This window comes from Advenella sp., assembly GCF_052108595.1.
Classification (GTDB): Bacteria; Pseudomonadota; Gammaproteobacteria; order Burkholderiales; family Burkholderiaceae_B; genus Advenella.
Map to the genome: position 1 here is coordinate 1 of NZ_JBQEAU010000088.1, position 19623 is coordinate 19623.

Annotated in this window: 14 protein-coding genes and 1 pseudogene; 3 read left to right on the forward strand and 12 right to left on the reverse strand. The window is 55.0% G+C overall.

Annotated elements, in window-relative coordinates; translation table 11 throughout:
• The first annotated feature begins 394 nt into the window (after positions 1–394).
• Positions 395–1753: a GntP family permease gene (locus tag ACTIKR_RS14975; protein ID WP_193088390.1), complete on the forward strand. Its 1359-nt coding sequence runs from the start codon at positions 395–397 to the stop codon at positions 1751–1753.
• A 172-nt stretch (positions 1754–1925) separates the two neighbouring features.
• On the opposite strand, the gene ACTIKR_RS14980 is transcribed toward ACTIKR_RS14975, so the two are convergent.
• Genes ACTIKR_RS14980 through ACTIKR_RS14990 form a run of 3 tightly spaced genes read right to left on the reverse strand, consistent with a single transcriptional unit; the run spans position 1926 to position 6982 of the window.
• Positions 1926–2432, reverse strand: a complete 507-nt coding sequence (locus tag ACTIKR_RS14980; RefSeq protein WP_442328243.1) for an acetone carboxylase subunit gamma — start codon at positions 2430–2432, stop codon at positions 1926–1928.
• A gap of 58 nt (positions 2433–2490) precedes the next feature.
• On the reverse strand, positions 2491–4818 hold the full coding sequence (locus ACTIKR_RS14985; protein WP_442328244.1) for a hydantoinase B/oxoprolinase family protein: 2328 nt from the start codon (positions 4816–4818) through the stop codon (positions 2491–2493).
• 16 nt (positions 4819–4834) lie between these two features.
• A complete protein-coding gene (locus tag ACTIKR_RS14990) occupies positions 4835–6982 on the reverse strand; it encodes a hydantoinase/oxoprolinase family protein (RefSeq protein WP_442328245.1) in 2148 nt (715 codons plus the stop codon).
• A gap of 602 nt (positions 6983–7584) precedes the next feature.
• Here ACTIKR_RS14990 and ACTIKR_RS14995 point away from each other — a divergent pair.
• Positions 7585–9651: a sigma-54-dependent Fis family transcriptional regulator gene (locus tag ACTIKR_RS14995; RefSeq protein WP_442328246.1), complete on the forward strand. Its 2067-nt coding sequence runs from the start codon at positions 7585–7587 to the stop codon at positions 9649–9651.
• Between the two features lie 158 nt (positions 9652–9809).
• Here ACTIKR_RS14995 and ACTIKR_RS15000 read toward each other — a convergent pair whose 3' ends face one another.
• The 7 genes from ACTIKR_RS15000 to ACTIKR_RS15030 form a co-directional block, all read right to left on the reverse strand.
• A complete protein-coding gene (locus ACTIKR_RS15000; protein WP_193088395.1) occupies positions 9810–10880 on the reverse strand; it encodes an aldo/keto reductase in 1071 nt (356 codons plus the stop codon).
• 40 nt (positions 10881–10920) lie between these two features.
• A complete protein-coding gene (locus ACTIKR_RS15005; protein WP_442328247.1) occupies positions 10921–11922 on the reverse strand; it encodes an asparaginase in 1002 nt (333 codons plus the stop codon).
• A 432-nt stretch (positions 11923–12354) separates the two neighbouring features.
• Positions 12355–13446, reverse strand: coding sequence for a tartrate dehydrogenase (locus tag ACTIKR_RS15010; protein WP_193088397.1), 1092 nt, complete (start codon positions 13444–13446; stop codon positions 12355–12357).
• An 82-nt stretch (positions 13447–13528) separates the two neighbouring features.
• Positions 13529–14323, reverse strand: a complete 795-nt coding sequence (locus ACTIKR_RS15015) for an ABC transporter permease (RefSeq protein ID WP_193088398.1) — start codon at positions 14321–14323, stop codon at positions 13529–13531.
• A gap of 1 nt (position 14324) precedes the next feature.
• Positions 14325–15134 carry an ABC transporter ATP-binding protein gene (locus ACTIKR_RS15020; protein WP_193088399.1) on the reverse strand — a complete coding sequence of 270 codons (810 nt, stop codon included), beginning with the start codon at positions 15132–15134 and terminating at the stop codon, positions 14325–14327.
• Between the two features lie 4 nt (positions 15135–15138).
• Positions 15139–16176: an ABC transporter substrate-binding protein gene (locus ACTIKR_RS15025; protein WP_193088400.1), complete on the reverse strand. Its 1038-nt coding sequence runs from the start codon at positions 16174–16176 to the stop codon at positions 15139–15141.
• Positions 16177–16526: 350 nt separating this feature from the next.
• Positions 16527–17024 carry a DNA-deoxyinosine glycosylase gene (locus tag ACTIKR_RS15030; RefSeq protein ID WP_193088401.1) on the reverse strand — a complete coding sequence of 166 codons (498 nt, stop codon included), beginning with the start codon at positions 17022–17024 and terminating at the stop codon, positions 16527–16529.
• 128 nt (positions 17025–17152) lie between these two features.
• Between ACTIKR_RS15030 and ACTIKR_RS15035 the strand changes: the two genes are divergently transcribed.
• Positions 17153–17935 carry a transporter substrate-binding domain-containing protein gene (locus ACTIKR_RS15035; RefSeq protein ID WP_193088402.1) on the forward strand — a complete coding sequence of 261 codons (783 nt, stop codon included), beginning with the start codon at positions 17153–17155 and terminating at the stop codon, positions 17933–17935.
• An 85-nt stretch (positions 17936–18020) separates the two neighbouring features.
• On the opposite strand, the gene ACTIKR_RS15040 is transcribed toward ACTIKR_RS15035, so the two are convergent.
• Entirely contained in the window at positions 18021–19019 is a 999-nt protein-coding gene (locus ACTIKR_RS15040) for an AraC family transcriptional regulator (RefSeq protein WP_193088409.1), read from the reverse strand.
• A 333-nt stretch (positions 19020–19352) separates the two neighbouring features.
• Positions 19353–19623: pseudogene (locus tag ACTIKR_RS15045) on the reverse strand (hypothetical protein); the annotation flags it as partial.

The following is a 19623-nucleotide window of genomic DNA, read 5'->3' on the forward strand; positions in this document are numbered from 1 at the left end:
TTTTCTTAACGACCTTTACTTTTTCTGGTGCACGGCCCTGCTATCCATGGGCAAGGCAGGGGTTATTTTGCACAAGGCTGGCTCGGCCTGCGCGATGAAAGTCGACGTGGCCGCCGGTTCGCTCGGCCAGTGAGGATGCCGATCAAAACGCAAATATGCGAGGCAGTTCAGGCGCCACCGCGCAAGTCATTCGGACCGATTGCACGCCCCTTGCATTGATATATCGTCGCCACCTGCACCTTGTGTCCTCTGCCCGATCCGCCAGCATCGGCTACCCTGCACATGCGTGAGCGCACGGGAAAGACCACGATTTCCGGGAATAATTAAGATACAATCGCCGAATTATTACCCGCTGTACCCAACCCTTTACGACAATTGAATTAGGACAACTGAAATGTACCTGGTCGCCATTCTTGCCATATTGATCGCGCTGATCGTACTGGCAACAACCAAACTCAAACTTCATCCGTTCCTGGCTTTGCTGGCAGCGGCTTTTATCGGCGGCTTCATGTATCAGGTGCCGCTGCTGGATATTGTCAAACACATCACCACCGGCTTCGGTGGCATCATGGGCAGTATCGGGATTGTGATTGTACTGGGCACCATCATTGGCGTCATACTGGAGAAAACGGGTGCAGCCATTACCATGGCTGACAGTATCATCAAGCTGCTGGGCAACCGTTTCCCGACGCTGACCATGTCCGTGATCGGGTATCTGGTTTCCATTCCGGTATTTTGTGATTCAGGCTACGTCATTCTCAATTCATTGAAGGAAGCCATTGCAAAACGCATGAATGTCTCGCTGATTGCCATGAGCGTCGCGCTGGCAACAGGTCTGTATGCTTCCCACACCTTTGTCCCCCCCACACCGGGGCCGATCGCGGCTGCCGGCAACCTGGGACTGGGGGACAATCTGGGCCTGGTCATTCTGGTTGGTCTGGTCGTATCTGCGGTCACGGCGTTGGCCGGTTTGCTCTGGGCCAATATTTTCCTGAAAAAGGACATTGAACTGGAAGCACCAGTGGTGCCTGTGGGCCCGAATCAGGGCTTGATGAAAACCCGTGAAGACTATGGCGTGCTGCCAAGCGCAGCGCAGGCATTCACGCCAATTTTCCTGCCCATCATCTTGATCTGCATTGGCTCGGTTGTTGCCTTTCCCAGCAAGCCATTAGGCCAAGGCACCGTTGCCAACGTCCTGTTGTTCCTTGGGCATCCGGTCGTTGCGCTGCTCGCAGGTCTGATTTCTGCCATGTTCCTGCTCAAGGGTACGGGCAAACGCCAGCAGTTTCATGACTATGTCGCCCAAGGGCTGACTTCTGCCGCACCGATTCTGCTTATCACGGGTGCGGGCGGTGCTTTTGGCGCGATTCTGAAAGTGACGCCGCTGGGCGACTATATCGGCACGACCCTGTCGACCATGGGCATTGGGCTGTTCATGCCCTTTATCGTATCGGCAGCACTTAAAACAGCTCAGGGCTCGACCACCGTCGCGCTGGTAACGACTTCTGCGCTGGTTGCGCCGATGCTCGGTCAATTGGGTCTGGATAGCGAAATGGGACGCGTGCTGACCGTGATGGCCATTGGCGCTGGCGGGATGACCGTCTCTCATGCCAACGACAGTTTCTTCTGGGTGGTTACCCAATTTAGCCGCATGCGTGTATCAACCGCCTATTATGCGCAGACCATGGCCACGCTGATTCAGGGCGTGGCCGGGATGATCACGGTATGGTTGCTGAGCCTGGTTTTACTGTAAGGCTGATGCCTTTAATGGAATGGCTGTACGAAAACGATAATAAGTGAACATTTCAGGGCAGCATCACGAACGTAACGAAAATGACGCTCGTGATGCTGCCCTGATTCTTCATTAAGATGCCATGTTGGCTAACAGGCTAACGTCCCTGCCTGGCGCCAATGCAGTCGCCGTTTCACTTCCCTTTTTTTGGCACAGGAAGACCCAGCCAGTCTTTATAGAAAGCCTCAATATCCGGCGAAAAATCGTGAATCACGGGATACCATGGCGTTGGCGCTTCTACATCAAGCATGACGCCACAATCAGGACAATAATATTCCCGATAGACCTGCCACTGCGTGTCGGGTGCCATGAGCAATGGATAGACTTCCTCCATTGCTTCAGGCGTGTCACGTACAAAAATGCTCGCCTCCAGTTTCCAGTTTTTGTCATAGGCACAAAACTCATGCCCGCACTCACATTTGGTGATCCACTCGCCGGTTTTCGCCGAGCGCACGATATGAAGATGCGGCCCCAGCGGCAGAATGATTTCGTCCTTCCATGACATTTTGGCCTGCAGGACATCACGATACATTTCAAAACGTTCCTTGTCCTTGGGCATTTGCAACATGCGCAAGGTCGTATCCCAATCGAGTTTGCCGTCAACCAGATTTTTGACCTGTTCCTTTGTATAAACTGACATAAATTATCTCCAATATTGTTGTAGCGGGATCGGCTGCCTTGGCGCCGATCCCTTCGATTTACTCTTCCACCAGCACGACCGTACGAACGTCGGGCATTTCGGAAATGTCATTGCGATACGTGGAGCCAAAGGATGGAACACCCAGCTCGGATTCGGGCAACGACCAATCGGCAGGCAAATCCCAGAAGGACTTGAATTCGTTGGTGAATTGTTCGCTCAGACCGAAGCTGGTTGAGTACATATGACGTACCGGCAATGACGCATCCTTGGCGATAATCCGTTCGCGCTCCTGTTTCATCCAGTCGCGTACCGGAACAGCGCGTTTCAGGCGGTCCTTGCGGATCTGCTTGCGTCGTTCTTCGGTTTTGCTATCGTCAACCGTCCATACGCCATCGGCATCTTTTTCAATGACCGCGCCATAGACGCGTTCGGCATATTCAGGCAGAACGAAACGGCAGTTGAGATCCCGGGCAATCGCCTGAGGATCCCGATCCAGCGGATCACCAAAACCTGGGCCTCCACGAATGTAATTGAGGTACAAATCGTGGTCATCAAATACGGTTTCGGTTGTCATGCATTGCTTGTCGCGCTTGACCACCGCGCCTTTGCCCAGATGTTTCTCGTAATCAGGATGGTTCGGATTGGCATCGGCTCCCAGCGGCAGGGACTCGCGATTGGCAATGCGATCTTTCAGCCCGGTGTGGTGGGCTTCAAAGCGATAGCCGGTGGCCGCAGGATAACCGCCCATCATCCCCCAATCACTATTCATGTAGCCGTTGCCCGAGAAGAACATGGTCCAGTCCTGCGCGTGCCATACCATGCGCAAGGTTTCCAGGCCGCAACCGCCGCGGTACTTGCCATAGCCACCTGAGTTGCATTTGACCGTGCGTCCCATGAACAGCAAAGGCTCGGCCATTTCCCAGATTTCGATATCCCCCATGTCGCCTTCGGGGTTCCATACGGCGGCAGCATGATTCAGGCCATCCTTGACCGCGCAGGCGCCGGTGCCGGTGGCCGCCGTCTCAAAGCTGTTGACGGCGTGAATTTCACCATCCTGGTTGATACCGCCACCCTGCAGCCAGTTACTGGTGTTGCCGTTACCCGCATTGACCTCTTCCAGATAACCTCGACTGAAATAGGATTGGCTCATGGCACGCCACATGCCGGTCCAGGCGGAAACAAGATAGTGCCAGGCATCGGCATGCGCTGTACGGCGGTCGTCCGGATTCATCCATGTTCCCTTGGGAATATGGAACTCAGTTGCGTAATAGGCGCCATCATTGATCCGTTGCGTTGGCACCAGCGTCTGGGTCAGCATCACCCAGATACCGCTGGTGAAAGCGACCTGGTTGGCGTTGAAACTGTGCCAGCACCAGCGACTGCCTCCTTCGAAGTTCATGCGCCAAGAACCATCCGGCCTGATCGTAAGCTCTGTGGGCGCGTGCATGATCGTATTCATTTTGGCGTAAGAAGACGTCAGGTTGACATCTTCATGGTCGTACGGCACGTCAACAAACGCCACCTTGCGATAGACGCCCGGAATGGTCATATCCTTGAGCCGTTGCCGCAAGCCCCGACGCCCTTCCTCGATGATTTCGTAAGCAAAAGTTTCAAACGCCTCGACACCTTCGCTTTCGATCACTTCTTCTACCAACGCCCGGATCATATGGCAACCGGCGATACGGGTACGCTCATCCAGAATCAGGTACTTCGGTGTACGTACGGAGCGCTGGCTTTCATGCAGCCAGTCACGCAGAGGCTGGTCATTGACACCTGTCTTGCGGCAGGTCGTCATATAGCCGTCGCCAAAACGCTGTGTCTGACCAGTGGACATGGAGCCCGGGCTGATGGAGCCCGTATCGATAACGTGGGTCACGCCCCCGACCCATCCCACCAGCCGATCTGCCCAGAAAATGGGAACAATGGTCGCAATATCGCAAGGGTGAACATTACCGATGGTGCAATCGTTGTTGGTGAACATATCACCCGGGTTGATGCCGGGGTTGGCTTCCCAGTCGTTCTCGATCATGTACTTGATCGCCGCACCCATGGTACCCACGTGGATAATGATCCCGGTTGAGGTCAGAATACAATCGCCTGCGGCGTTATACAGCGTAAAGCACAGTTCGCCTTCCTGCTCCACGATCGGAGAGGCCGCGATTTTCTTCGCGGTTTCGCGGGCATGAACCAGACCGCCGCGCAACCTGGAAAACATTTTCTCATAGCGGATCGGATCCTTTTCCTTGAAGTGCAGCGTGCTCAGGCCGTTGTAGTGCCCGGTCTCGCGCGTTTTCGACAGAACCTCGTTACGATGTTCGCGCAGCGTCTTGCCGTTGCCCAGCAACTCCCCCGGACCGAACACGTTCTTTGTCATCATATTATTCATATGTGTCTCCTGCTTTCTATTTGACTTCTTTCAGATGGAACAAGCGGTGTGTATCGAGTCTGGTTTCGAACCCTTTGGGCACCACGAAGGTCGTGGAGTCAGATTCGATCACAGCAGGACCGACGATACGGTTTCCGGCCTGCAGTTTTTCCATGGACCAGACATCAGCCTGCTGCCATTCCTTGCGACGGTAGAATGGACGCTTGCCAAGCAACGCCTCTTTTGGTGGCGTCTCTCCGACCAGTTTCTCTTCTGGCAGTTCGGGTTTTTTGGAGACCACACTGCCTCGCATGATGGCGCTGGTGACACCGAACCCGAGCTCAGGGGAACTGGCCGACGTGGCATACACACGGGCATAGGTTTCATCGAAAGCGCCAACCAGTTTTTCCCAATCGGCCACCGTGGCGGCGGCGCTGATGGGAGAGTCGATTTCCAGATCATTCAACTGGCCAAGATACTGCATGCTGTAGCCTGGGCGCAGCATGACATCTTCACGCTTGAAGCCATTGATGATGAACTCCTCGATCACCTTCTCTGCAAGCTCGGCCCACGCTTCGGTCAGGGTTTTGCCTGCTGCAACCTTGACCTCGTCCCCGGCGCTAGGTGGCACCGCAATGTCGACACTCTTGTCATACCGATATTCATACTCGGCGCAAGCGCAACCGAAGGCCGAGAAACCGGCTGCCCATGCAGGCACGATGACATCTTCAAAGCCCAGGCCCTCGGTATAGCCGTAGGTGTGGACCGGGCCTGCACCGCCATACGAGAAGCAGACGAAATCGGCTGGGTTGTAGCCCTTGGCACTGATAATGGAACGCGTATATTCACGCAATTGCAGGTCAAGCAGTTCAATCACACCCGATGCCGCATCCTCGACCGACAGGCCCAGCGGATCGGCGATCTGTTCCTTCAGACAACGGCGTGCGCGATCGACGTCCAGCTTGATCGCCCCGCCCAGGAAATTGTCGGTGTTCAAATAGCCCAGGATCACGTGACAGTCGGTTACCGAAACGGTATCAAGACCGCTTTCAGGCCAACACATGCCGACACGATAGCCGGCGCTGTCGGGGCCGAGCTTGATCGCGCCGCTGTAAGGATCGATACGAACAAAACTGCCGGCGCCTGCCCCTACCGAGTCCATGGCGACCAGTGGCAACGACAGCACCAGCCGAGCCATGTCGGGATCGGACTTGATGGCAAAATTGCCTTTGGTGATGAGCGCCATATCAAAACTGGTGCCACCGATGTCACTGCAGGCAATATTCTCGTAGCCAAGCAGTTCGCCCAGATATTTCGAGCCGATCACGCCTCCGATGGGGCCGGAGACGATGGTTCGGGCCAGTTCCTTGGCTCGCCAGCCGATGGTTCCGCCATGCGTGGCCATCACGCGCAAATCGAACTTGCCGCCGTGTTTCTTGAACCGATCACTGACGCGTTTGAGCGTGGCGCGCGACGGCTCCGCCGCATAGGCTTCAAGCACGGTCGTGTTGGTTCGATGGCTCTCCTTTCGGGAAGGATAGTAGTCGATCGTTGCGAAGACAGGAATATCGCTGCCCATTTTTTTGAGTTCTTCCAGGTATATATCGCGGGCGCGCTGCTCGTTCTGTCCATTTTTGTGGGACTGCAGCAGGCTGATGACGATGGCCTTGGCGCCACTATGGACCAGCTCGTGCGTGACGGAGCGTACTTCGTCTTCATTCAGTGGAATAACGATTTTTCCCTGTACATCGGTTCTTTCCGTCACCCCGCGTGTGCGCGATAGCGGCACCAATGGTTCATCGTAGCGGTGCGTATTCAGATGAATACGATCTTCCAGCGCATAGCCAAGATAGCTCTGCAGTGCACGTCCCATCGAATGAATATCCTCGAACCCTTTGTTGCACATCAGGCCAACGTCCAGCCCCTTGCGCATTACCACCCGATTGAGCATCGCTGTTCCCGAATATACGCAAGCGAGCAGCTGGGGATAGACGTCTTCAACGCTGCGTCCCCAGGGTGCCAGGGCATCCTGGGAGGATTCGTAAATTGCCTGGGACTCGTCGCCAGGGTTGCTCTGGGCCTTGCCGACAACGAACCTGCCGTCGCTGCTGACGAAAAAGGTATCGGTCATCGTGCCGCCGGCATCGATACCCATTACCTGAACGGGCATTGATTCAGTTTGCATATTTTTGTCTCCGAATAATTGCTAACCTCGCAACCAGACAGGCGCATTGCCATTGCGTCCACCGGGCTGCCTGAACAACAGAATTGACTGTCGTGCGCAGAGATATAGCAATTTCCGGGCCAACTTTTTTTATCGATATTCAACCATCTGATTTTTCTGAAAAATTTATTTTTCTCTTCAGTTTTCCTACTATTGATTTTAAAAAAAGCGCTGTCCTGAACGTTCGAATCCCATACGTATTTGATGACAACGTATGAAATTTGAACGACGTGACGAACGCGATTCATACCAAAGGCACGGCAGAAAAATGAATTCGCCTTACGGCAAAAGCATGCTCCATCGGTTTTTCATATATTGCAAAATCAAGACCTGCGACGTTATAGTTAGCAATACGATCAACCCCACAAATGCAACAGGCGGCCTTCGCCAGACTAACCGAATCAGTCTTAAGCAATCTGGTCTTAACCGATCCGGACTTAAGCGAACCAGTCTTAAGTGAACCAGTCAGGAGCAAGCCAGTCACTCAGTGCTAAAGGGGAATCAGGCACACTACCGGAAAGGCTGAAGGTAGTGATAAGTATCAGCACAAAGCGGGAGACAATATGATCAAGACCAAAAGATCACAAAGGCTATCCGACCCCGAAAAGAATGGCCTTGTCATGTCAGTCTGGGAGCGCATCGTTCACGGCGGTCCCTGCCATTCAGACGCACTGCGTCCTCTAGTGACTGACTCGTGGCAACGCTGCCTGCACGCGCAACTTGACCCATTTCATCCGACCACGTCCCCTGCGCTAGAGGGCGCCTCGTTGCGCAACTTGCAGGAACAGCATGCCGATCTGCTGACCTGCAGTCAGCCGGTCATGCAAATGGCAAAAGACGTACTTGAGGAAACCGGTTCGATCATGATTCTGACCGACCCCCAGGGCGTCATTCTGTCCGTTGAGGGCGACAGCCGAACCCAGAGTGCGGCCGAGAACGTATCTCTGGTTTCCGGCCAGAGCTGGGACGAACTGCTTTCAGGCACGAATGCGATTGGCACCGCGCTGGCAACCGGCCTGCCGGTACAAATTCATTCGGCCGAGCATTTCTGCGCTCAGGTCAAAGCGTGGACCTGCGCAGCAGCCGTCATTCAGGATCCGCTGGATGGGCGCACAGTGGGTGCGATTGATATTTCCGGCTTGCATAACACCTACACGCCAAACAGCCTGGCACTGGTAGCAAACACCGCCAGCCGTATTGAAAACTTATTGTCCAAAAATGAGTTGCATTTTCGAAACCAACTGCTTGAGCGCAGCATGGATCGGTATTTTGGCACTCAGGACGGCATCATTATTGTCGACAGACACGGACGTCCATTCAAGCTGAACCCTTACGCCAGGCAGATTCTGCGTGACATGGATATCTGCGTGGACCCCGAACGAATGCAGACGATTGCTGCTCTGAATTTCAGGCAGGCCGATCCCGGCGGTGACACGGCAATGCCAGGGTGGCTTAATCCGGATTGGGTTGAAGCGGTCACTGTTGAAGGAACAAGAGTCGGGTCCATTTTGACCCTTCCTCGCAGAGAGCCACCCTGTGTCCGTGTCGATGGCGCCTCGCTGGCGCACTCTCGTCAATACATGGGCCGGCCGGAGCCGGATGCATTCGATCGCATTGTCGGAACGGCACGACCACTGCGCGATGCGATCGCCAAGGCCCGACGCCTGGCAACTGTAAACGTACCGGTGCTGGTGCTAGGCGAGACAGGGGTGGGCAAGGAAAACATGGTTCGCGCCATGCACCAGTTTGCAGAAAGTACAAGTATAGCTGCCTCCAAAGCCAATGCTGCCAAGCCGGCGCCCCGGCCATTTGTCGCCATCAATTGTGGAGGCATGTCTGCAGACCTGCTGGCAAGCGAGCTGTTTGGCTACGCCGATGGCGCGTTTACCGGTGCCCGTCGGGGTGGCATGACAGGCAAGGTTGAAGCTGCTCATGGCGGCACGTTGTTTCTTGATGAGATCGGTGAAATGCCACTGGCATTGCAACCGCATTTGTTGCGTGTGCTGGAAGAAGGGGAAATCTACCGTATCGGAGAAACAACGCCCCGGAAAATTCAATTCAAACTCATTGCGGCAACGCATCGTAACCTGCAGCGTGAGGTTGCCGAAGGTCGCTTTCGTGAAGATCTGTATTATCGCATCTCAGTCACGAGCATACAGCTGCCAGCGTTGCGCGAAATGGCCGAAGATATTCCTTTATTGGCTCGGCACCTGCTGCAGCGCCTTTGCTCCCGGTATGATGCGGGCCCGAAAACAATCTCGGACGATGCGATGGCGCTGTTATGTCAATATCACTGGTCCGGCAATATCCGCGAACTGCGAAATACCATCGAAAGCATGTACCTCACGTCCCCGTCATCCGTATTGCAAGTCACAGACCTGCCATCGCATCTGCAACCGGATGCCCCAGGCAATGGCACTCAAGCTGCGCCAGCCATCCCTGTCAACCTGGGAAAACTTAAGGCCAGTGAAAGTCAGGTGATTCAACAGATGCTCCAGTCCTGTAGTGGAAACCTTACGCTCATGGCGCGAGAGTTAGGCATAGCAAAAAGCACCCTTTATGCGAAACTCAATAAGCTTGGAATGGTTGATCAACTACACAAGATCCGACAGGACCGCCGCGCACATTAACACACATTGCAGCAACCTTATATATGTCCACTCCCATATTCACTCCCATGTTCACTGCAAGAACGAACCAAGGGGACGCCGCCCAGTTACGACACTCCCCGACACGCCAGACGTCACGATTTGCTAGAGCCGTCTACCTGAAAGGGAGTCACCCTGGCTTACGACTTTTCCTGCTGTGGAGTCACCTTCGCAAACGACATGAAATCTCCCGGCCCTTCACGGCCAGGATACGGCACACGTCCCCGTACTGGATGTCCCGGATCGTTGTAACCAGGCGTGGATGCATGACCCGGCGTGACCAGAGCATCAACCAGCGCCTCGTCTTCTTCGGTCAGCCGATATTGCAGCGCATTAAGATAAGATTGCCATTGTTCAAACGTACGCGGTCCCACAATGGCCGAGGTCACGTATTGATTGTTCAACACCCATGCCAGCGCAAAATCGGCGGCGGATATGCCCAGCGCCTGAGCATGTGCCTTGATTTTCTGCGCCACCTGCAGCGACTCTGGACGAAATTCCGTTTGCTGGATACGCTTGTCGCCGCGACCAGCCCTGGAATCGGGCGGTGGCGGCGCATCTGCCGCATATTTGCCCGTCAACACGCCGCGCGCCAGCGGGCTGTAGGAAATCACGCCAATTCCATAGTTTGCTGCAGCGGGCAACTGCTCCACTTCTGCATTGCGTGAAACCAGGTTGTATAACGGCTGACTGGCCACAGGACGGTCAATGCCCAGCTCATCGGCCAACCGGACGGTATCGGCAATTTTCCAGCCCCGAAAGTTCGATACGCCGAAATAGCGCAGCTTGCCCTGGCGGATCAGATCGGCAATGGCGCGAATCGCCTCGCCCAGCGGCTGGCCGGGCACTTCGCGATGCATATACAGGATATCGATATAGTCGGTGCCCAGTCGTTTCAGGCTCGCTTCCACAGACTGAATAATCCATTTGCGCGAGATGCCCCGTTCATTTGGTCCCTCTCCTGCAGGGTTGCCCAGCTTGGTGGCCAGCACCCAGAAATCACGATTGTCTTTGAGGGCTCGTCCCACCACACGCTCGGATTGGCCGCCGTTATAGACATCTGCAGTATCAATGGAATTGATCCCCCGCTCCCTTGCGTCCTGAATAATACGGTGCGCTTGCGCTTCATCCGTTTGTCCGCCAAACATCATAGTCCCTAACGTAAGGGGAGAGATGCTCAATCCGCTTTTGCCCAGATACCGATATGACATGACATTTCCTCTTGCAAATACACTTGAAATAAACTGGTTTTTACTTTGACCAGGCGATCAGCAGGCTGTTAATCGCGTCGCGATTGAGTCCGTTCCAGATGGCGGCGCTAAGCAGCAGCCTGGCCTTGCGCGGGCACAACCAGCCACCCATCAAAATACCGTGCTGTTGCAAATCGATTTCCGCCCCCTTATAACCATACACTGCCGTGGTGGTGCTGCCGGCACCCGTACGGCTGCACATGATGATGGGCACCTGCGCTACTGCCGCCACCAATGCATCGCGCAGCGGTTCCGACACATGTCCGGAACCAAACCCGGCGATCACGATGCCTGCATATCCCGCGCCCAATGCATAAGAGACGATATCAGGATCGTCATCAAGGCTGTGCTCGAGCAACAGCACTTTGTCGCCGTGCACTGATGGCGCCGGCAAGCGTGGTGTTTCAGGCGTATCGCGCAGATAGCGTACCCGACCTTCCTGCACGACCCCGACAGGCCCAAACACAGGCGAGATAAATGCATCAACATGGGTGGTATGCATTTTGCGCACGCGCCGCGCCTCATGAATGTCGTCATTCATGACCACCAGCACCCCGCGACCGCAACTATTCTGGTCGGCCGCGACCTGCACCGCGGCCAGCAGATTGGCGCTGCCATCAGCGCCAGGCATTTGCGGATTGCGCATGGCCCCCATCAGCACCAGTGGTTGACGTCGGTCCCAGAATAGATCAAGCAGAAACGCCGATTCTTCCAGTGTGTCGGTGCCCTGGGTAATGACCACCCCCTGCGCGCCCAGATCAATCTGCTGCTGCGCCCACGCCAGGGTATCGAACAGATGCTGAAAACGGATGGAACCACTGGCCATTCTGGCCAGCGTATGCAAATTAAGCGTGGCAGCCTGCGCCAGCCCAGGCACAGACTGGGCCAGCTCCTCTGCGCCAAGGTTCGAGCTCACTCCCTGACCGCCCGGCGTGCCGGTCATGCTGATCGTGCCCCCAAGGGCGCCAATGGAAATCGTCGGTTTGCTGTTGATGTTGCTCATGCTCATTCTTTTACGAAAAGGTCTGGCGATAAACGTATCTGGATAGGTCTGTCGGTACATGCGGCGCCTGTAAATCGGGTGCGGCACTCAACATTGCCAGCAGCGTTCGGCTTAAAATAGTGATGCCTGAAAAAATGGCTTGCAGATTGCAGGCATCACAACTTAATCCGTTCGATTATCACACGATAACAGATAAAAAATCGTCAGCACCGGCCAAGCCGATCTGACGATGGTACTTTCAAATAGCGGTTTGACAGAACCGGGACGATTCGGTTCGTTGCGCGTATAGGTCTGCGAACTGGCCGACGTAGTGGCCTGTGAATTAGTCAGCGGATTATTCAGTGTATTAGCCAACGTATTGGCACGCATCACGCCCAACGTTTATCGCTTCGCCCAGGCCGGCACAAAAACGGTTGCCTGGGCGTGCGTGCCCTACTGCTGACTGGCGACCAGTTGCGCGATCGCCTTGCCCATCTCGGTGGTGCCTGCCTGCCCCCCAAGATCGGGGGTCTTCGGCCCATTGAGCAATGTCGCTTCCACCGCCCGCATAATGCTGTCTGCCGCTTTTTGTGCGTCGGGGTTGTCCGCCGCAAAAAATTCGAGCATCATCGCACCTGACCAGATCATGGCCACCGGATTGGCAAGGTTTTTGCCAAAGATATCCGGCGCAGAACCGTGCACCGGCTCGAACAGAGACGGGAAATCGCGTTCCGGATTCAGGTTTGCCGAAGGCGCGATGCCGATGGTACCGGTGCATGCCGGTCCCAGATCAGACAAAATATCGCCAAACAAATTGGAGGCAACCACCACATTAAAGCGATCGGGTTGCAAAACGAAGCGCGCGCACAGGATATCAATATGCTGTTTGTCCCATTTCACGTCTGGGTACTGCTTGGCCATTGCCACCACACGCTCATCCCAATACGGCATACTGATTGAAATACCGTTGGACTTGGTCGCGGCGGTCAGTGTTTTACGTTCGCTTCGATTGGCCAGTTCAAAGCCATATTTCAGAATACGGTCCACGCCCTTGCGGGTAAAAACCGACTCCTGCAGCACCACTTCCCTGTCGGTACCTTCAAAAATCTTGCCGCCTACTGAAGAATACTCACCTTCGGTGTTCTCGCGCACCACCAGAAAATCAATATCGCCAGGCTTGCGGTTGGCCAGCGGACATGGCACGCCGGGCATCAGGCGCACAGGCCGCAAGTTCACATACTGATCAAATTCGCGACGGAATTTAAGCAAAGAACCCCACAGGGAAATATGATCGGGCACTTTGTCAGGCCAGCCGACTGCACCGAAATAAATCGCATCGAAGGATTTGAGCGTTTCGAACCAATCATCGGGCATCATCTGCCCATGCTTTTCATAGTAGTCGCAACTGGCCCACTCAAATTCGGTAACCGCAAGGTTCAGACCGAATTTTTCGTTCACAGTCTGCAGAACCCGCAGCCCCTCCGGCATGACTTCCTTGCCGATACCGTCTCCGGGTATCGCGGCGATTCTAATCTGTTTTTTCATGACTGCAAATTCCTGGCGATGCAACGCCTTTATATGTTAAGGATAATGAAGCGCTTGTCCCGGGTGCATCCGGGACAGATCGCTACAGCTTTTCGGTTTCACCCGCTGCCGGGCGCCAGGTGAGCGCATACTTCTCGGTAATGCTGACGATACCGTCCAGAATAAGGGCAAACACCGTGAGCACAATGATGCCGGCCACCACCGTATTAATATCGAAGGTACCCTCGGCCTGTAGGATCAGGTAGCCGACGCCGCTGGCAGAGCCCAGATACTCTCCGACAACCGCACCGACGAAGGCCAGGCCGACCGACGCATGAAGACTGGAGAAGACCCAACTGGTTGCAGAGGGGATGTATACGTGACGCAGCAGCTGGCGTCGGTTGGCGCCCAGCATGCGCGCGTTATCCAGCAGCGTCGGACTCACTTCGCGGATACCCTGGAAAACATTGAAGAACACGATAAAGAATACCAGCGTAAAGGCCAGTGCGACTTTGGACCCGATACCCAGCCCGAACCACATCGCAAAAATAGGCGCAAGAATGACCCGGGGCATGGAATTGAGCGCGGTCAGGAAAGGATCAAGCACCAGGCTGGCAGTACGGGACAGCCCCAACCACAGGCCAAAGCCCATGCCGAACACGGTGCCCAGGAAAAAGGCCAGCAGGGTTTCAATGAGCGTGATCCCCAAATGCCTGTAGATATCTGCATTGACGATGAACCAGTTCCAGATGACCTCGGCCACGCCCAGCGGCCGACCAAAAAAGAACGCGGCCGTATCGTTCAGGGTAATGAAGTACCAGGACCCTAGCAGAACGATGACGATCAGCAACTGCCACGCGCGGTAGTTTTTGGGTGAGGGTTTAATGGCGTTCCACATATTACTTCCGTTTTTGTTGATCGTAGCCTTTGAGAACTTCGTCACGCAGGACGCTCCAGATAGCCTGGTGAAGTTCAACAAAGCGCGGGTGAGCACGAACCTCGGCCACATCGCGCGGACGCGGCAGATCGATGTGAAACTCGCCCATGATATGGGTTCCTGGCCCCGCAGACAGCACGACTACCCGGTCGCTCATGGCGATAGCTTCGTCAAGGTCGTGGGTAATGAAGAGCACGGCCTTGCGCTGCTTCATCCAGATATCGAGCACTTCATTTTCCATCAGTTGCCGGGTCTGGATATCCAGGGCCGAAAACGGCTCATCCATAAGAATAATATCGGGATCGCGAATCAGCGTTTGCGCCAGCATGACGCGCTTGCGCATGCCGCCGGACATTTGATGCGGGTATTTATATTCGGCCTGGGACAAGCCAACACGACGCAACCAGTCCAGCCCCTGGCGCTTGGCTTCTTCCTTGGCCGTGCCCGCAAACTCCAGACCGGCTGTCACGTTATCCAGCGCATTGCGCCACGGCAGCAACGCTTCGCCCTGGAACATATAGCCAGCCCGTTTGTTGATCCCGGACAAAGGTTGACCAAACACCCGCACCTGCCCCGATGAGGGGGTAAGCAGGCCTGCTCCCACATTGAGCAGCGTGGATTTGCCACAGCCTGTGGGTCCCACTACGGCAACGAATTCTCCGGGAGCGATATGCAGCGTCGCATCTCGGACTGCGGTGTACTTCTGGTCACGGTTGTCCTTGGAGACAAACGTGCAGGTGATCTTGTCCAGGCTTAAGGCAGCATCATTCATAGCATCAGGCATTGGCAGCTTTGTCGGTGAAATCATTGGTCCAGCACTTGGACAGGTCTATATCGTCGGCCTTGAAGCCGGCGATATAGACAGACAGTGCTTTCAATGACGTTTCAGCGCCTTTGGGATCAATCCGGCCGTCGGGCGACAATCCCTCAAAACTCTTGGTCAGCGCAAGCTTGTAAACATCGGGGTTGCCCAGCAGATAGTTTTTGGGGACCGTTTTCATGATCTCTTCTGCGCCTGCAGTCTGAATCCATTTGTCAGCCTTGACCATGGCGTTGGTCAGCGCCTGCACCGTGCCCGGATTTTCATCAATATACTTTTGCGCGGTATACAGGCAGCCGGCAGGCATGGGGCCGCCAAAAATGGTTTGCGTATCTTTCAGGGTGCGGGTATCGGCAATCGTGAAGATATCACCGGTGCCGTCGAGCAAGCTGATCACCGGATCCAGGTTGCTGAGTGCATCGATCTGACCGGCACGCAGGGCGCTGACCGCACCGGCGCCACCGCCAACGCCGATAATGGACACATCGGAATCCTTCAACCCGTGCTGAGCCAGGAAAAAACTGACCAGCATATTAGTGGAGGAACCGGGCGCCGTAACGCCGATTTTCTTGCCTTTGAGGTCGGCTGGCGATTTGTAGCCGGCCAGCGTTTTCTTGTTGCCCGCCAGAACGATCATTGGGGCACGCCCTTGCAGCACAAACGCACGAAAATACTGTTTCTTCGATTGCAGGTTGATGGTATGCTCAAATGCCCCGGAGCAGACATCAGCGCTGCCCCCGACCACGGCCTGCAAGGCTTTGGAGCCGCCGGCGAAATCGGCGACCTTGACGTTGAGCCCTTCTTCCTCGAAGAAGCCCTTTTGTTCTGCAATGGTCAGCGGCAGGTAGTACACCAGACCCTTGCCGCCCACGGCAATAGACACATCGGTTTTTTCCAGCTTGGGTGCATTCTGTGCCAGGCCGATACCTGGCCAGACTGTTGCCAGGCCGGACAAACCGGCGGCTTTCAGTAAATGGCGACGTGACAGACTCATGTGATGCTCCTTGATTTTTTTTCTTGAAGAGGGTTGATATATGACAACTGGAATTGCGTTGCGCCGGTTCGGACAGTGCGGCTCGCCCGTCGCACAGGCCTGGCCGATCCAATCGGCAAAGCCGGGTAAAAACCCAGGCGGATGGCTGGCGAATAAGCAGCAGATGAGCGGCGCAACAGGTACAGCGTCGAACCGGGCTATTGTATCAGAACCCTATAGGGTGAAGACAATCGTGATTATTACCAAGGCGCGCCAAACGGGCCGCATTAACCTGGCCGCACTGACCAAGCTACACCAGGGGGTATCCGAACCGGAGGCTGCCGACACGGGTAACGCCACCTGCCGCTGCGTCAAGTATGGCGCTGCGCAAAAAACTGCCGCCATTGCTGCAGCTTGGCAGCAAAGGCCAGCGTGTAGGCGGGGCTGCTTGAAGGCAACGTCTGCGTCTGGATATGCACGGGAATATGTGGCTGCCCTGCCCTGGCAGCCGCCTTGCCATTGAACCCCACATACTGCAAGGCTGGCGCGGCAGCAAACAGGGTATGCAGTGGATTGAGCTGGCCCCGACGGATGGCGCTGTCCAGACTGCCAACACGCTCGCAGCCTGAGTACACATCCCAGAGCCCGATCCGGTGCGCCAGCAAAATTGCGGTACGCGCCTCATAGTCCAGGGTATTCATGGGTTCATCCAGGATCGCCCCCATCAGCCGCCAGAACTGATTCTGCGGATGTCCGTAGTAACCCTGACGCGCAAGCGACGCTTCCGACGGGAAACTACCTAGAATCAGATGAGTAATGTGTGGTGAATGAAGTGGCTCAAAGCCGGTCAGCCAGGGCGAGATATTCATTGTGTCAATGTTGTAGATTGGGTATGCACCGGCCAGTGTACCCGCATATTGGGATATGCCTGATTGTATTGCATCTGAAATTGCGCCAGACTTGCTGTTTTTCCCATCCTTGTCTTCGGAGAATAACCATGAAAAGAACCCTGCTGTCCGCCTTGCTTTGCACCTTGCCGCTTTCGGTACTGGCGCAAGCGGCCCCCGATACGCTCAAACAGGTCACGGACAGCAAAACCCTGCGCGTCTGTACGCCAGGCGATTACAAGCCGTTCAGTTTTGACCAGGGTGGGCATTTTGAAGGCCTGGATATCGACCTGATGAACGCCCTGGCCGGCACCCTGGGCGCAAATATGCAGGTTGTCAAAACCACCTGGGCCAATCTGATGGCCGATTTTACCTCCGGCAAATGCGATATTGGCGCCGGCGGCATCTCAGTGTCTGTGGAACGCCAGAAAAAAGCCTTTTTCAGCGCACCCTATATGGTAAATGGCAAAACGCCGATTGTCCGCTGCGAGGACAAGGACAAATATCAAAGCATCGAGGCCCTGAATCGCCCGGAAGTAAGGATTGTGGCCAATCCTGGCGGCAGCAATGAAAAATTTGCGCGCACCATGCTGTCAAAAGCGTCGCTCACCATGCACAAGGACAATCTGACCATTTTTGATGAGGTTGCCAATGGCAAGGCCGATGCCTTTGTGACCGAAGCGGCCGAGGCCCGGGTCCAGAGCAAACTGAACCCCAAGCTATGCGCGGTCAATCCGGATCAACCACTGCAATATGCCGAAATGGGATACCTGATCCCTGACAATGACATACGATTCAAGCTATATGTCGACCAGTGGATGCACCTGCTCAAAGCCAGTGGCCAGTACGATCAAATGGCCGAAAAATGGATCCCGGCCGACCCCGCGAAGTAACTGCGCAGGACGAAACCGTGCTGCACACGCCTTGAACGTAATCTGCGTTGAACGCGACCAGTGCTGCTGTCGCGAACAGCAGCACTTAATACGGTGCCTGGGGTCCATCATTGCTGTGCGCGATATCACGCATTTGCCCGGGCGTGATCGAATGATGTTTTTTGAAAACCTTGCCAAAATGCGCAGGATCGGCAAATCCACAAAGCCAGCCAATGTCGCTCACGTTAAGATGCCCCAGCAGCGAATCGCGCAACATGTTTCTGGCGTTCCACATGCGGATATTGTTCAGAAAAATCGCGAATGAGGCCGAATCATTGAACTCACGAAACAGCTTATGCAGCGTACGCACGGAAATACGAAATTCCCGAGCCACCTTTTTGCCTGTCAGGTTGGCTTCCCCGAAATTCAAGTAGAGCCACAGCGTTATGTCAGTGTACAGCTTATGCCGGGCCTGGCGTCGCCTATCGGGTATCCGGCCCGCCAGACCGTGTGGTACGCTCTGCCCCATCATCATGACTGCCAGCGAAAGCACCGTGTCCAGACAGACACTCTGATCCGACGGTACGGTGGCGATCCGCTCCATGAAAGATTCATTCAATTCACGCAAATAGACCGACAGCAATCGCGCCCAGCCGCTGTCTGCGCAAAAGTGCTGATTACAGGCCTGCCGAAACAGCGATTGCCAATGTGCGACACAAGGCTCCTGCAAGGCAATGATGGTACAGTCAAGCTTGACTCGCGGACGCAGGCTGGCCGCACCGGAACTGTGAATAAGCAGCAGATCGCCTGGCTGTAATGTACGGCTGTTGGCATTTTCGGTGAATTCTACTGCCTCCCATGCACATAACAGAAACCATCGTTGGCTGTTGCTGGCGGTAGGGGCCAGCGCCGATGGCGCCAATATCAGATCGGCATGATTTGCCTGCAGCATGACCACACTGGCCTTGGCGGTCAAGGCAAATGCAGATAGATTGACACCGAACGCAAGAGTCTGTTGTGCGGCGGGACGCAATTGGGCGTTGGGCAGAACTTGCGGCAGGATTTGATTAAAACGCGGCAGGTTGATATCTGTACCCGCCATCATTGAATTCAGTCTGAATGGTCCGGACAGCCCATTGACAAAATCTTTGAAATACATCGGTAAGACTGACAGTAGGACAAAGTAGAAAACCCACCACCATTTTGAAGCAAATCAATCAAACCGAATAGTCCAAGAGCGCCAAAAAAACATAATATTCGCGCCCTGAATCAAATTTTTCTAGGCTCTCGCAGCGCACAACATCCGGCAATAAAGCGTCATACGTCGGCGTTTCGTCAAGCCATTGAGTACACGCGCCATGTCACTGGCTGCTGCCCGATCAGGAAACCCGAAGCACCCGGTGATCATTTCTGGATAAGGCTGGCGATGCTGATGCCATTATGGTTCACAGCGAAAGGATACCGACCCCAACCCTCCGAGTTCAAACGTAAACTGATCGCCTGCGCGGGGAAATCTCACCGTCATCAGGTTACCGGTAATAAGCACTGCGCCCGCAGGAATGCTGCGCTGCTGTCTGGCCATGACCTTGGCCAGCCAATAGACAGACTCCAGTGGGTTGACAATATCTGCCACGTTACCCTGCTCGATCACTGCGCCATGCGCAGTGATGGTGATGTCCCGGTCAAAATCGGATACGGCGGACTGCCAC

Coding starts and splice junctions, on each gene's coding strand:
- ACTIKR_RS14975 (WP_193088390.1), top strand. CDS start 395: ATGTACCTGGTCGCCATTCTTGCCATATTGATCGCGCTGATCGTACTG.
- ACTIKR_RS14980 (WP_442328243.1), bottom strand. CDS start 2,432: ATGTCAGTTTATACAAAGGAACAGGTCAAAAATCTGGTTGACGGCAAA.
- ACTIKR_RS14985 (WP_442328244.1), bottom strand. CDS start 4,818: ATGAATAATATGATGACAAAGAACGTGTTCGGTCCGGGGGAGTTGCTG.
- ACTIKR_RS14990 (WP_442328245.1), bottom strand. CDS start 6,982: ATGCAAACTGAATCAATGCCCGTTCAGGTAATGGGTATCGATGCCGGC.
- ACTIKR_RS14995 (WP_442328246.1), top strand. CDS start 7,585: ATGATCAAGACCAAAAGATCACAAAGGCTATCCGACCCCGAAAAGAAT.
- ACTIKR_RS15000 (WP_193088395.1), bottom strand. CDS start 10,880: ATGTCATATCGGTATCTGGGCAAAAGCGGATTGAGCATCTCTCCCCTT.
- ACTIKR_RS15005 (WP_442328247.1), bottom strand. CDS start 11,922: ATGAGCAACATCAACAGCAAACCGACGATTTCCATTGGCGCCCTTGGG.
- ACTIKR_RS15010 (WP_193088397.1), bottom strand. CDS start 13,446: ATGAAAAAACAGATTAGAATCGCCGCGATACCCGGAGACGGTATCGGC.
- ACTIKR_RS15015 (WP_193088398.1), bottom strand. CDS start 14,323: ATGTGGAACGCCATTAAACCCTCACCCAAAAACTACCGCGCGTGGCAG.
- ACTIKR_RS15020 (WP_193088399.1), bottom strand. CDS start 15,134: ATGAATGATGCTGCCTTAAGCCTGGACAAGATCACCTGCACGTTTGTC.
- ACTIKR_RS15025 (WP_193088400.1), bottom strand. CDS start 16,176: ATGAGTCTGTCACGTCGCCATTTACTGAAAGCCGCCGGTTTGTCCGGC.
- ACTIKR_RS15030 (WP_193088401.1), bottom strand. CDS start 17,024: ATGAATATCTCGCCCTGGCTGACCGGCTTTGAGCCACTTCATTCACCA.
- ACTIKR_RS15035 (WP_193088402.1), top strand. CDS start 17,153: ATGAAAAGAACCCTGCTGTCCGCCTTGCTTTGCACCTTGCCGCTTTCG.
- ACTIKR_RS15040 (WP_193088409.1), bottom strand. CDS start 19,019: ATGATGGCGGGTACAGATATCAACCTGCCGCGTTTTAATCAAATCCTG.